Origin of the sequence: Mycolicibacterium gilvum, from assembly GCF_900454025.1 — a bacterium.
GTDB lineage: Bacteria > Actinomycetota > Actinomycetes > Mycobacteriales > Mycobacteriaceae > Mycobacterium > Mycobacterium gilvum.
In genome coordinates this window covers 1-13546 of record NZ_UGQM01000001.1, presented here as the reverse complement: position 1 = coordinate 13546, position 13546 = coordinate 1, and the positions used below count along the sequence as shown (strand labels likewise).

9 protein-coding genes, 3 tRNA genes and 1 pseudogene are annotated in these 13546 nt (G+C 65.7%); 1 reads left to right on the top strand and 12 read right to left on the bottom strand.

Translation table 11 applies throughout. The features are described 5' to 3' along the window. Nucleotides 1-72: 72 nt before the first annotated feature. Nucleotides 73-468: a recombinase family protein gene (locus DYE23_RS00070; protein WP_235660285.1), complete on the top strand. Its 396-nt coding sequence runs from the start codon at nucleotides 73-75 to the stop codon at nucleotides 466-468. Here DYE23_RS00070 and DYE23_RS31150 read toward each other — a convergent pair. The 12 genes and pseudogenes from DYE23_RS31150 to dnaA form a co-directional block, all read right to left on the bottom strand. Continuing rightward, a pseudogene (locus DYE23_RS31150) lies at nucleotides 396-734 on the bottom strand (hypothetical protein); the annotation flags it as partial. The gene DYE23_RS00070 and the pseudogene DYE23_RS31150 sit on opposite strands and share 73 nt — an antisense overlap. 80 nt (nucleotides 735-814) lie before the next feature. Then, nucleotides 815-885, bottom strand: a tRNA-Ala gene (locus DYE23_RS00060). 64 nt (nucleotides 886-949) lie between these two features. After that, nucleotides 950-1007 (bottom strand) — tRNA-Ala (locus tag DYE23_RS00055). Nucleotides 1008-1150: 143 nt separating this feature from the next. Next, nucleotides 1151-1224, bottom strand: a tRNA-Ile gene (locus DYE23_RS00050). 71 nt (nucleotides 1225-1295) lie between these two features. Then, a complete protein-coding gene (locus DYE23_RS00045; RefSeq protein WP_115326141.1) occupies nucleotides 1296-2255 on the bottom strand; it encodes a DUF3566 domain-containing protein in 960 nt (319 codons plus the stop codon). Next, on the bottom strand, nucleotides 2256-5339 hold the full coding sequence (gyrA, locus tag DYE23_RS00040; RefSeq protein ID WP_115326140.1) for an intein-containing DNA gyrase subunit A: 3084 nt from the start codon (nucleotides 5337-5339) through the stop codon (nucleotides 2256-2258). Between the two features lie 31 nt (nucleotides 5340-5370). Further along, nucleotides 5371-7398 (bottom strand): DNA topoisomerase (ATP-hydrolyzing) subunit B, encoded by a 2028-nt coding sequence (gene gyrB, locus DYE23_RS00035; protein WP_011891727.1) that lies wholly within the window; start codon nucleotides 7396-7398, stop codon nucleotides 5371-5373. A 235-nt stretch (nucleotides 7399-7633) separates the two neighbouring features. Next, nucleotides 7634-8200: a DUF721 family protein gene (locus tag DYE23_RS00030; RefSeq protein ID WP_115326139.1), complete on the bottom strand. Its 567-nt coding sequence runs from the start codon at nucleotides 8198-8200 to the stop codon at nucleotides 7634-7636. Beyond that, nucleotides 8197-9366 carry a DNA replication/repair protein RecF gene (gene recF / locus DYE23_RS00025; RefSeq protein WP_115326138.1) on the bottom strand — a complete coding sequence of 390 codons (1170 nt, stop codon included), beginning with the start codon at nucleotides 9364-9366 and terminating at the stop codon, nucleotides 8197-8199. Before recF ends, DYE23_RS00030 begins: the two co-directional genes overlap by 4 nt. Before the next feature lie 12 nt (nucleotides 9367-9378). Next, nucleotides 9379-10272 carry a phosphogluconate dehydrogenase (NAD(+)-dependent, decarboxylating) gene (gene gnd, locus DYE23_RS00020; protein ID WP_115326137.1) on the bottom strand — a complete coding sequence of 298 codons (894 nt, stop codon included), beginning with the start codon at nucleotides 10270-10272 and terminating at the stop codon, nucleotides 9379-9381. Nucleotides 10273-10305: 33 nt separating this feature from the next. After that, nucleotides 10306-11502 carry a DNA polymerase III subunit beta gene (gene dnaN / locus DYE23_RS00015; RefSeq protein WP_115326136.1) on the bottom strand — a complete coding sequence of 399 codons (1197 nt, stop codon included), beginning with the start codon at nucleotides 11500-11502 and terminating at the stop codon, nucleotides 10306-10308. Between the two features lie 565 nt (nucleotides 11503-12067). Then, nucleotides 12068-13540 carry a chromosomal replication initiator protein DnaA gene (gene dnaA / locus DYE23_RS00005; RefSeq protein WP_041788299.1) on the bottom strand — a complete coding sequence of 491 codons (1473 nt, stop codon included), beginning with the start codon at nucleotides 13538-13540 and terminating at the stop codon, nucleotides 12068-12070. Between the last annotated feature and the right edge of the window lie 6 nt (nucleotides 13541-13546).

Genomic DNA, 13546 nt, shown 5'->3' with positions numbered 1-13546 from the left:
GAAGGACCAGGTCGACGTGTCTCGAATGTTGGTCGCAGAAATAGGCGTCTCGATAATCGCGTTGGCGCTGTTATGAGTCAGTACGCGGACGCCTCCGCCAAGCCCATGGGCACCCGCATCGGCTACACCCGCGTCTCGACCGTGGCCCAGACGCTTGATCAGCAGAACGAGGCACTCACCACCGCCGGGGTCAGCAAGATGTTCTCCGATGTGATGTCGGGTTCCCGCGACGACCGGCCCGGCCTCGCTGCCCTCCTCGACTACGTCCGTGAGGGCGACACGGTCGTCGTGTGGAAACTCGACCGGCTGGGCCGCAACATGCTTCACGTCCTTCAGACCGTCAAAGAGTTGACCGAGCGAGGCATCACCCTGGTGTCGGTCACCGACGGCATCGACTACTCCACACCGGCGGGGCGCATGATGATTGGCGTCCTCGGCTCGCTGGCGGAGTGTTCGCGCCGTTTGTAGTGGGAAAGGCGTGCTCGGTATTGGTGTCGTCGTCGCCATCGTGACCAGGCCAGCAGGGTTTCGATGGTGTGGGTGGTGGCCAGGAGCAGGGCGTCGAAGAGACGTCGAAACTCGTTGACGGTCAACGCGATCAGGCCTGCCGGGGTGGCCGTGGTGTCGCGTTCGATCGCGGTGGCCACCGCCAGGAAGGCGTGGGCAAGCATGGCCAGGGTGGTCCAGCGGTGCCAGGAGCGCCAGCGCCGGACCTGGTGCTGATCAAGGCCGCATCCGGTGGTACTCCACGGGTATGACACTTTTGCTCGTCGGGAAGGAGGTCTCAGATATGAATTCGTCTGTACTCCATTCGTGGAGCCACGGGGAATCGAACCCCGATCTGAGCCTTGCAAAGGCCCCGTTCTACCGTTGAACTATGGCCCCGTCACGGACATGACCGTGACGGTGTCACCGCTGGTCATCCCCACTTCGAACTCACTCTCCTACAGATAAGGCACGAACTCCTGACATCTGCCTTGCAAAGGCAGCGCTCTACCAACTGAGCTAAGGCCCCTCGCCGTCAGGAAGGCGTCTCGTCGAGTCGGTGCCAGACCTCGGCACCGTGCTGGGTTCGCCACACGACCAACGAGGCGAGCACCGCGGCGCCCGCAGCGAGCGCCAGCACCAGCTTCATCGACGTACCTTCCTGTGGGGCTAGGAGGACTCGAACCTCCGACCTCTTCGTTATCAGCGAAGCGCTCTAACCGCCTGAGCTATAGCCCCGTCAACCTCACGGGCCGAGCAGCGAGATTACCTCACGGACAACCCGTCTCCCAAACCGCGAAGTGGTGACCTCAGTCGCGATCGGCCAGCGTGACCTCCACACCGCCCACCAGGTCGGTGGTGAGGTTGTAGATGAACGCGCCGATCGTCGCTCCGGCCGTCAGCAGGACGATGTTCACCAGGCCGATCAGTGCCGCCCCGCCGAAGATGGTGCCGCTGGACACCAACTCCCCGCCGGAGCTTCCGCTGGCGCTGGTCAACAGATCGCCCACGTTGCTGTTGAGCTTGCTCCACACGCCCATGCCGCCGAGCACGAGGTACAGGAACGCAACCGCGATCATCCACACGAAGAACAGCACCACCGACAGAAGCAGCGAGACCTTCAGCGTGCTCCACGGATCCACGCGACGGATCTGCATGCTGGCGCGCACCGGACCCCGGTGCTGCCGCGACGCCACCTGCACCCGCCCCGCCGGTGACGGCGAACCCTTGGCCGGCGGCTTCGACTCCGTCGACGGTCGCTCGATGGGCTTGCGCGGCGGCTGCGGCGGCCGCGGGCCCGACAGGTCCGGCAGTTCGCTGGCGTACGCGGCGCCCTCGGGCCGGCCGCCCTCGTGCCGCGGCTTCGGCTCGGGGCGGACGACGTCGGTGCGGTCGTTCCGCGGGGCCGGCTCGTTGCGCGGCGGCTCGTTGCGGGGTGCGTCATTGCGAGGTGGCTCGTTGCGCGGGGGAGCGTCCGGTGCACCCGACGGGGCGGATCCCCCTGCCATGAACCGGTTCAACCGGGCGTCGAGCCCGCCCTGATTGCCTCCGCGCGGACCGTCGGGACGAGGTGACCCCGGAGCCTGGGGCTGCTGCCTGGCCCGGGTGGCCGGGCCCCGCTGCCACGGCGGCAGCTCGGTCGTGTCGGCGACGTGCGCAGGCCGCGCGCCGGCGTCGTGACCGGGAGCCGCAGATCCGTTCCCGGGACCTTCGGCAGGGGCCGCACCGTCACCCGCATGGGCGGGCCCGGGCTCTTTCGGAGAGCTCACCTACGACTCCTCATCCGTCGCGTCCGGGTCGGTCTCGACCTCGTCCGTGCTGTCGCCGGCTTCAGCGTTCCGGGCGATCGCGATCAGTGTGTCGCCCTCGCCCAGGTTCATCAACCGAACACCCTTCGTCTGGCGCCCGGCCTTACGAACCTGCCGCGCCGCCGTCCGGATGACACCGCCCCCGGACGTGATGGCATACAGCTCGGTGTCGTCGTCGACGATCAGCGCTCCGACCAGCGTGCCACGACGACGGTCGTACTGGATCGTGAGGATGCCCTTGCCGCCGCGGCCCTGCGCGGAGTACTCCTCGATCGCGGTGCGCTTGGCGTAACCGCCGGAGGTGGCCACCAGCAGATACGTCCCCTCACGGACCACGTTGAGCGACAGCAGCTGGTCTTCCTCGTTGAACCGCATGCCCTGCACACCCGAGGTGGCGCGGCCCATCGGCCGCAGCGCCTCGTCGGTCGCCGAGAAGCGGATCGACTGACCCTTCGCCGACACCAGCAGCAGATCGTCGTCGGCCGAACACAACACCGCGCCGACGAGTTCGTCGCCGTCACGCAGGTTCACCGCGACGATGCCGCCGGAACGGTTGGAGTCGAAGTCGACCAGGCGGGACTTCTTGACCAGCCCGTTGCGGGTCGCGAGGACCAGGTACGGCGCGTCCTCGTAGGTCTTGAGCTGGATCACCTGCGCGATGCGCTCCTCCGGCTGGAAGGCCAGCAGGTTCGCGACGTGTTGACCGCGCGCGGTCCGCGACGCCTCGGGCAGGTCGTAGGCCTTGGCCCGGTAGACGCGGCCCTGCGTGGTGAAGAACAGGATCCAGTCGTGGGTGGAGCACACGAAGAAGTGATTGACGATGTCGTCCTGCTTGAGGCCCGCACCCTGAACACCCTTGCCGCCGCGTTTCTGGCTGCGGTACAGGTCGGATTTCGTGCGTTTGGCATAGCCGGTCTCGGTGATCGTGACGACGACCTCTTCGCGGGCGATGAGGTCCTCGTCGGCGACGTCGCCGTCGGCCGGGATGATCCGGGTGCGGCGGTCGTCACCGTATTTGTCGACGATCTCCTTGAGCTCGTCGTGCACGATCGCGCGCTGACGCTCCGGCTTGGCCAGGATGTCCTCGAGGTCGGCGATCTCGGCCTCGATCTTGGCCAGATCGTCGACGATGCGCTGGCGCTCGAGAGCGGCCAGGCGCCGCAACTGCATGTCGAGGATCGCCTGGGCCTGGATCTCGTCGATGTCGAGCAACTCGATCAGGCCGCTGCGGGCGATCTCGACGGTCTGCGATGCCCGGATCAACGCGATGACCTCGTCGAGGGCGTCGAGTGCCTTGACCAGACCGCGCAGGATGTGGGCGCGCTCGTTGGCCTTGCGCAGCCGGTACCGGGTGCGGCGCACGATGACGTCCAACTGGTGGTTGACGTAGTGCCGGATCAGTTGGTCGAGCCGCAGCGTGCGGGGGACGCCGTCGACGATCGAGAGCATGTTCGCGCCGAAGCTGGTCTGCAGCTGGGTGTGCTTGTAGAGGTTGTTCAGCACCACCTTGGCCACGGCGTCACGCTTGATCTCCACGACGATGCGCAGACCCACGCGGTCGCTGGACTGGTCCTCGATGTTCGAGATCCCGGTCAGCTTGCCGTCGCGCACCTGCTCGGCGATCGAGGTGATGAAGTTGTCGTGGTTGACCTGATACGGCAACTCGGTGATCACCAGAGAGGTGCGCCCGCGCGCATCCTCTTCGATTTCGACGACGCCGCGCATGCGGATCGAACCGCGCCCGGTCTTGTAGGTGTCGTCGATGCCCTGCGAGCCGACGATCAGCCCGTAGGTCGGGAAGTCGGGGCCCTTGACCCGCTCGCACACGGCATCGAGGGTGGCTTCCTCGTCGGCCTCATGGTTGTCCAGGCACCAGTAGACCGCCTCGGCGAGCTCGCGGAGGTTGTGCGGAGGCATGTTGGTGGCCATACCGACGGCGATGCCGCCGGAGCCGTTGGCCAGCAGGTTGGGGAACCGGCTCGGCAGAACCGTCGGCTCCTGCACCCGGCCGTCGTAGTTAGGGACGAAATCGACTGTCTCCTCGTCGATTTCGCGCAGCATCTCCATCGCCAGCGGGGTGAGGCGGGCTTCCGTGTTATGGCTGACGAAACCGTTGGTGATGAATGAATGGTCGTCGGTGTCCACTCGGAGGCTGTACACGGGTTGCACGCCGGCGTCGCTGACGGAGGCCACGCGCGCATAGTAGAAGCGTCCATCCGTGAGCTCGGTGGCGATCGAACGCACATCGGGATCGTCCGGAAAGCGGTCGTTGAGCCTCGCGAGTGCACAGTTTATGACCTCATCGGACCGATTTCTTTCAACAACCGTACTTTCGGCGTGCATCACCACGATGTCACCGCGTTCGATCTCTTCGACGAGCTTCCACAGCAGTGTGGGCAGGCCACCGAGATCGATGAGGCACAACAATGGGTGGTTGCCCGTGCCAGTGACCGAGTGTCCGGCTTCTGTACGCACGGTCCATGTTTGGTGATAGCCGGAGTGGAACAGGCGATCAGCGAGAACCGGCTCACCGTGACGATCGAGAACTTTGAGCTCGATCGAGTTGTCAGTGTGCGGTAGGGCTCCCGGCAGCACCTTACCTATGCGAATGGACTTGCCTTCTGGCAAGGCCACCATCGCGTCGCCCGTGACGCAATACCGCATCGCGGCCGGCGGGTCGTTGCCCGGCGAACCGAAGTTGCCCTGGCCGTCGACGAGCGGGTAGCGCAGCGACCACGGCTGGGCCATGCGCACCAGGGTGTCGTAGATCGACGAGTCACCGTGCGGGTGGTAGTTGCCCATCGTCTCGGCAACGGAGCGTGCGGATTTCGCGTGTCCGCGGTCGGGACGGAAGCCCGAGTCGAACATCGCGTACAGCACGCGGCGGTGCACCGGCTTGAGACCGTCGCGGACCTCGGGCAGCGCGCGGCCGACGATCACGCTCATCGCGTAGTCGATGTAGCTGCGCTGCATCTCCTGCTGGATGTCGACCGGCTCGATGCGGTCGCCGGCCTCGTCGCCGGGCGGCAGGGTGGTGTCAGTCATATGGTTTCAGTCCTCAATCGCGAAGATCGTCTTAAACATCCAGGAAGCGAACGTCTTTGGCGTTGCGGGTGATGAAGCTGCGACGTGCCTCCACGTCCTCACCCATCAGGATCGAGAACAGCTCGTCGGCCGCGGCGGCGTCGTCGAGGGTGACCTGGCGCAGCACGCGCACCGACGGATCCATCGTGGTCTCCCACAGTTCCTTGGCGTCCATCTCACCGAGACCCTTGTACCGCTGGATGCCGTCTTCGACATTGATGCGCTTGCCCGCGGCACGGCCGGCCTCGAGCAGACCGTCGCGTTCGCGGTCGGAGTAGGCGAACTCGGGATCGGTGCGCTGCCACTTGAGCTTGTACAGCGGTGGTTGGGCCAGGAAGATATGGCCGTTCTCGACAAGCGGTTTCATGAACCGGAACAGCAACGTCAGCAGCAGCGTCGAGATGTGCTGACCGTCGACGTCCGCGTCGGCCATCAGCACGATCTTGTGATAGCGCAGCTTGGAGATGTCGAACTCGTCATGGATACCCGTGCCGAGCGCGGTGATGATCGCCTGCACTTCGGTGTTCTTCAGCACCCGATCGATACGGGCCTTCTCGACGTTGATGATCTTGCCGCGCAACGGCAGGATCGCCTGGAACATCGAGTCGCGACCACTCTTGGCGGAGCCGCCGGCCGAATCACCCTCCACCACATACAGTTCCGACTTCGTCGGGTCGGTGGAGCGGCAATCGGCCAGCTTGCCGGGCAGCCCGCCGATGTCGGTGGCGCTCTTGCGCCGCACCAGTTCGCGCGCCTTGCGGGCGGCGATGCGCGCCTGCGCGGACGAGACCGCTTTGTTGATGACGGTTTTCGCCTCGGCGGGATTGGACTCGAACCAGTGGTTGAGCTGCTCGTTGCAGATCTTCTGCACGAACGACTTGACCTCGGTGTTGCCCAGCTTGGTCTTGGTCTGCCCCTCGAACTGCGGCTGTGACACCTTCACCGAGATGACGGCGGCCAGGCCTTCCCGGATATCGTCGCCGGTGAGGTTGGGGTCCTTCTCCTTGAGGAGCTTCTTGTCCTTGGCGTACTTGTTCACCACGGTCGTCAACGCTGCGCGGAATCCCTCTTCGTGGGTACCGCCCTCATGGGTGTTGATGGTGTTGGCGAACGTGTGCACCGATTCGGAGTAGCCGGCGTTCCACTGCATCGCGATCTCGACCTCGTGGCCCTCACCCTTGCCGTCGAAGTCGATGACGCTCGGCTGGATCGCGGTCTTGGTCCGGTTGATGTGCTTGACGAAGTCGACCAGACCACCGGGGTAGTGGAACACCCGGTGCTTGACCTTCTGCGGTGCGCTCGCCTCGGCGGCCTTCTCCTCAGCCGACTTGGGTGCCTCGGCGTGATCGCTGACCACGTCGTCGACGACCTCCTCGGGGGCGACCCGCTCATCGGTCAGCTCGATGGTGAGTCCCTTGTTCAGGAATGCCATCTCCTGCAGGCGCCGCGCGATGGTTTCGAAGTCATAGTTGGTGGTCTCGAAGATTTCGGGGTCGGCCCAAAACCGGATGGTGGTACCTGTCTTGTCGGTCGGGTCTCCCTTGCGCAGAGTCCCCGGCACCGACCTGTCATAGGTCTGGAACCACTCGTGTCCGTCTTTGCGCACGTCGGCCTCAAGCCGACTGGACAACGCGTTGACGACCGACACACCGACACCGTGCAGACCGCCCGACACCTGGTAGGCGCCCTCTTCGAACTTGCCGCCGGCATGCAGCACGGTCATCACCACGTCGATGGTGGGAATTCCCGTGGAGTGCATCGCGACCGGGATACCTCGGCCGTCGTCGGTGACCTGGACACCGCCGTCCTCGAGAATGCGCACGTCGACCTTGGTGGCGAAGCCCGCCATCGCCTCGTCGACGGCGTTGTCCACTACCTCCCAGATAAGGTGGTGCAGACCGCGCTCGCCGGTGGAGCCGATGTACATGCCCGGACGTTTACGGACCGCTTCGAGACCTTCGAGCACCTTGATGGAATCGGCGCCGTACTCACTGGGAGCATTTTTCTTCTGGGCAGCCACGTTGGACGCGTCTCCTCGGTTCTTTGGCAGGGAATCGCCTGCGGAGCAGCCGACGACCGCTCGCGGATCACCGTCACAGTCTACCTTCACACACCGTCAGGACCGATTCTGCGGGGGTGTTTCCACATAGCTATTCGCGCCGTGCGCGGAATTTCTCGGTCGTAGTTAGGTCTTGACGGCGAGAGAAGTGTCCTGTTGTGTTCTGGCGGCTCTCAGCCCACTGTGAAAATCCCGGTCAGCCGTACGTGTCGCGGGGACCCCGCCCCCGCACGTTGTACGGCCCCTTCCGCCACGACGGCCCCACCGGACCGACGATCTTCAGCGACGTGACGACACCGTCTCCCACCGCCGCGGCGATCTTGGCCAGAATCTGCGACTGGACCATCCGCAGCTGCGTCGCCCAGGCCGTCGACTCCGCCGATACGGTCAGCACGCCCTCGGTGAGAGTGGTGGGGGAGGCGTGGTCGGCGATCTGATCTCCGACCACGGCGCGCCACCGCCCGAACACCGCACCCTGGGCCACGCGTCCCGACCAGCCGCGGGCGCGCGCCAGATCACCGGTGAGGGAACCGAGCAACTGCGGGTCCCGGTTGTCCGGTCCCGGACCCGACCATCGACGTCGTGAGCGGGCGGTGCCCCGACGGGGCGAACCGCTCGGTGCGGTCCTGCCGTGCCCGACGTTCTTTCCCTGCTGCCGCGCGGCACCCCGCGCCTCCTCCAGTGCGCGACGGACCAGGTCCATTCCCTTGAGTCCCTCGAGGTGCGGGGGTGGCCCGATGTTGTTGTCGTCGTCATCGCTCACTGCGTCACCCCCGAAAGCACCGAAACCCTGCCGAGGTCGCTGTCTGTCATCGCTATCTCGATCCGCCGGGCATCCCAGTCGACGGGGATGTCCTCGACGACCGCGGCGGTGACCAGCACCTGCTCCGCCGACGCCGCCACCTGGGCCAGCGCCTGCCTTCTCGCACTGTCCAATTCGGCGAACACGTCGTCGAGCAGCAGCACCGGATCGCTCCCGTCCGCCCGGAGCAGCTCATAGGCCGCCAACCGCAGCGACAACGCCATCGACCACGATTCCCCGTGGCTGGCAAAACCTTTCGCGGGCTGATCTCCCAGCCTCAGCTCGAGGTCGTCGCGGTGCGGTCCGACCAGGCACACTCCACGCTCCAACTCGGTGTCCCGACGCCGACTCAGTGCATCGAGCAGGGCGGCCTCGAACACCTCCGGGTCGCTGTTGCCTGCCGCGGCTTCGGCCTCCACCACCTCGACGCCGCTGCGGTACCGGACGGCAGCCGGACGTGACGCCGGGGCCAGCAGCTGGTAAGCCTTCTCGACCTCCGGGGCCAGCTCGTGGACGAGATCGACACGTGCAGCGATCAATTGGGCGCCGTGGGCGGCCAGGTGGCCGTCCCAGACGTCGAGGGTCTCGAGCGCCCCGCGATCCCCGCGAAACCTCGCCGACGATGCGGTCTTGAGCAGTGCGGTGCGCTGCCGCACCACCTTGTCGTAGTCGGCACGCACCGCGGCGATCCGCGGTCGGCGGGTGGTGGCGAGCTCGTCGAGGTAGCGCCGGCGGTCGCCCGGGTCTCCGCGCACCAGGGCGAGATCCTCTGGTGCGAACAACACGGCCCGCAGCACACCGAGAATCTCGCGGGCCGAACGGACAGGGGAGCGGTTCAGCCGGGCTTTGTTGGCCCGCCCCGAGGTGATGTCGAGATCGACGGCGAGTTCGCGCCCCTCGTTGACGACGATCGTCGAGACCACCGCGCGCTCCGCGCCCGCCCTGATCAGCGGCGCGTCCGAGGCCACCCGATGCGAACCAAGTGTCGCCGAATACCACAGTGCCTCAACAAGATTCGTCTTACCGAAGCCGTTGGGGCCGACGAACACCGTGCGTCCCGGCGACAGCTCGAGTTCGACGCGCGACCACGACCGGAAATCGGTCAGCGCAAGGTGACGAACGTACACGGGGACACCTTGTCAGCCTGATTCGCTGACGCGCTTGACGGCGTGGCCACCGAACTGGTTCCGCAACGCGGCCACCGCCCGCATGGTCGGGGATTCCTCCTGACGGGACAGGAACCGGGCGAACAGCGACGCGGCGATGCCGGGAACCGGTACCCGCAGCCGGATGGCTTCCTCCACCGTCCAGCGTCCTTCGCCGGAATCCTCGGTGTAGCCGCTGATCTCGCTGAGATCGGGATCTTCTTTGAGAGCCTTGGCCAGCAGTTGCTGCAGCCAGGACCGCACCACCGTGCCATTGGTCCAGGCCTGATAGACAGCCTGGGGATCTTTCACGAGTTCTTCGGCGGCCAGCAGTTCGTAGCCTTCGGCGTACGCGGTCATCAGCGCGTACTCGATGCCGTTGTGCACCATCTTGGCGAAGTGCCCGGCTCCCACGGGTCCGACGTGGACGAACCCGTCCTCCTGCGGACCCGGCGGGCGCAGCGTGTCGAAGATCGGCATGGCGCGGGCGATGTCGGCGTCGCTGCCTCCGACCATCAGCCCGTAGCCCTCGGTCAGACCCCAGATACCACCGGACACACCGGCGTCGACGAATCCGATTCCTTTCTGCGCCAACATTTTCGCGTGTGGCTGGTCCTCGGTGTAGCGGGAGTTGCCGCCGTCGATCACGAGGTCGCCCTCGGAGAGAACCTCAGCGAGCTCGGTGATCGTGCTGTCGGTCACCGTGCCCGAGGGCACCATCACCCACACCACTCGCGGGGCGTCCAGTCGTTGCGCCAACTCCTCGAGGGACTCCACATCCGACACCTCGGGTCGCGGGTCGTACCCCACGACATCGTGGCCGCCGTCGCGCAACCGCGCGCGCATGTTGAAACCCATCTTGCCGAGACCGATCAGACCCAGCTGCATGGTGAGCCTCCCTCTCGTGTCGAGTGAACCCGGTCAGCCCGGAAGGCGCACCGGCATCAACAGATACACGTAGTCGGTCTGGGCTGCCGGGTACGGTCCGCTGCCTGTGGCGCTCCCGTCATCATCACCGGCCGGACGCAGCACCGCCGGACGGCTGGGGGTGGTGAAGCCGAACGTCACCCGCTCGGCGTGCAGCGACCCCAGACCGTCGGTCAGGTAGGACGGGTTGAACGCGATGGTCAGCGGGTCCCCGGAGAACTGCACGGGAAGATCTTCCTCGGCGCGACCGACGTCGTCGGCGCCGGCCGAAAGACGCAGCACATCGTCGGCGAATTCCATCCGGACCTGCGCACCGCGGTCGGCGACCAGCGCCACGCGCTTGATGGCTTCGGTCAGCTCGGCGACACCGATGGTCGCGATGGCGGTGTGTTCGGTGGGCAGCAGCTGGCGGAACTTCGGGAACTCCGCATCCAGCAGACGCGTGGTGCTGCGCTTGCCCTTGCTGCGGATACCGAGCAGACCTTCCTTGCCGACCGTCGGACCCTGACCGAGGGCCAGATGCACATCGGTGCCGTCGGTTCCGGCCTTGGCGGCCTCGGCGAGCGTCTTCGCCGGAACCAGCACCGCTGCTTCCACTCCGGCGGCACCCGCGGACCAGGTCAACTCGCGGACCGCCAGACGGAACCTGTCGGTGGCGGCCAAAACGACTTTCTCGCCGGAGATCTCGACCCGGATTCCCGTCAGCATCGGCAGCGTGTCGTCGCGGCCTGCGGCGACGGCGACCTGACCGATCGCCTCGGCGAACAGATCGGCCGAGACGACGCCCGTCTCGTCAGGCAGGGTGGGCAGGGTGGGGTAGTCCTCGACGGCCATGGTGGGCAGCGAGAAGCGGGCGCTTCCGCAGGTCAACGACACGCGGGTACCTTCGACGCTGACGTCCACCGGCTTAGCCGGCAACGACCGCACGATGTCGGAGAGCAACCGCCCTGACACGAGAACGCTTCCCGGAGAAGCGATTTCGGCGGGGATCTGCACCTCGGCCGAGACCTCGTAGTCGAATCCCGACACGGTGAGGCCCTCGTCGGATCCGGTCAGCAGCACACCGGCCAGGACGGGGACGGTGGGTCGGGAGGGCAGGTTGCGCGCGACCCATGCGACAGCGTCGGCGAAGTCTTCGCGAGTCAGCCGGAATTTCAGATCCGACAGACCAGCCGTTGTCGCCACGTTCATAGCGTCCCTTCGATGCACACCAAGCCAAAGCCTTCACCAGCGGTTTCGGCAGATGCCGCGGCACACCGGTCGAACTGCGCCGCGACGACCGGAACGGCTGCCGCTGAACCACCGTAGAGCTTTCCGCTCCAACTTGAAAGCTAAACGATCGGGCTGACAGGCGGGCGAGTCGGGGCATGTCAGAGCCATGAACGACAACATTCCCCAGGGCCCTTCTTCTAAAGGATTTCTCGAGAGATAAACAAGTATCAGTAGTAGGGGTTGTGCAGATTGGGGATGAGGGCGCTTCCGTGCAGGCCAGCGGCGCATCTGCGGTGTGCGCAACCTGTGGACAGCTGTGCGGCGGCTGCGGAGCAATTGTGGATGGACAGCCGGCTGGGGAATGCCGATGCCGTCGTGCACGGGTTGACCGCAGGTTGTGCACAGGGCCGTGCACATGCCGTGGCGTGGCTGTTGGGACCGCTGTGACAGAAGATTTTCAGCGCGAAATGACAGTCGGGCCGCGACACGCGTGCGACACGCCCAACGGGGGCAGCGCACGGGGTGAGGGATACGGGGGTTCGGCTCAACGCTTGGAGCGCTGGCGGATCCGTGTGGTGAGTTCCTTGACGTGGTCGAAGACTTCACGCCGCTCGGCCATTTCGGCCCGAATCTTCTTCTCCGCGTACATGACTGTGGTGTGATCGCGGCCGAACGCCTGGCCGATCTTCGGCAGTGACAGGTCGGTCAGCTCGCGGCACAGATACATCGCGATCTGGCGGGACTGCGCCAGCGCGCGGGTCTTACCCGGGCCACGCAGCTCGTCGACGCTGGTCTCGAAGTACTCGGCGGTGGCCGCCATGATGGCCGCGGTACTGATCTGCATCGTGCCGGGATCGGAGATGAGATCGCGCAGCACGATCTCGGCCAGCGACTTGTCGATCGAGGTCTTGTTCAGCGAGGCGAAAGCGGTGACGCGGATGAGCGCACCCTCGAGTTCGCGGATGTTGCGTTCGATCCTGCTCGCGATGAGTTCCAGAACGTCGTCGGGCACGTCGAGACGATCCATCTGGGCCTTCTTGCGCAGGATCGCGATTCGGGTCTCGAGCTCGGGCGGTTGGACGTCGGTGATCAGCCCCCACTCGAAACGGGTGCGGAGCCGGTCCTCGAGCGTGGCCAGCTGCTTGGGCGGCCGGTCGGAGGAGATCACGATCTGCTTGTTGGCGTTGTGCAGGGTGTTGAACGTGTGGAAGAACTCTTCCTGAATGCCGTCTTTGCCCTCGATGAACTGGATGTCGTCGACGAGCAGCACGTCGATGTCGCGATAGGTGCGCTTGAACGAGGCACGGCGGTCATCACGCAGCGAGTTGATGAAGTCGTTGGTGAATTCCTCGGTGGAGACGTACTTGACCCGCATTCCGGGAAAGAGACGCTGCGCGTAATTGCCGGCGGCGTGAAGCAGATGGGTCTTGCCCAGACCCGATTCGCCCCAGATGAACAACGGGTTGTACGCGCGGGCGGGCGCTTCGGCAATGGCCAGGGACGCAGCGTGCGCGAAGCGGTTCGAGGCTCCGATGACGAACGTCTCGAAGGTGTAGCGACGATTCAGGTTGACCGACAGGCTGTCGTCTTCGGCGGAGGTCTTGGCCCGGTTGAAGTACGAGGGCCAGCTCTCCTCGGCGCTGGCCCTGGCGGCCAGATCGTCGTCGACCTCGTCGGTGTCGGCGGGCACTGGCGACGCTGTCACCGCGGCGCCGTCGTTGACGTCGTCGGCGGCGGGATCGGCGATGCGCACCCCCAGCTCGACGCGCTGACCGAGCTGCCGGCTCAACGCCGCGACGATGGGTTCGCGTAGGTGTCGTTCGATCTCGTTCTGGACGAACGGCGTCGGGACGGACAGCAACGCGAAACCCTCGGTGATGACGAGGGGACGCACCAGTTTCAGCCAGGCCCGCTGTTGCGGAGTGAGGGAGCCGTTCTGGGTGCCGCCGGTGCCGTTCAATTCGGTGACGACGTTGTCCCAGATCGCGACGAAGGGGGGATCGGGGTCAGTTGTCAACGACAC

Bases quoted from the DNA above. Each gene is read 5' to 3' on its own strand.
- DYE23_RS00070 (WP_235660285.1), top strand. From the start codon at position 73: ATGAGTCAGTACGCGGACGCCTCCGCCAAGCCCATGGGCACCCGCATC.
- gyrA (WP_115326140.1), bottom strand. From the start codon at position 5,339: ATGACTGACACCACCCTGCCGCCCGGCGACGAGGCCGGCGACCGCATC.
- gnd (WP_115326137.1), bottom strand. From the start codon at position 10,272: ATGCAGCTGGGTCTGATCGGTCTCGGCAAGATGGGTTTCAACATGCGC.
- dnaN (WP_115326136.1), bottom strand. From the start codon at position 11,502: ATGAACGTGGCGACAACGGCTGGTCTGTCGGATCTGAAATTCCGGCTG.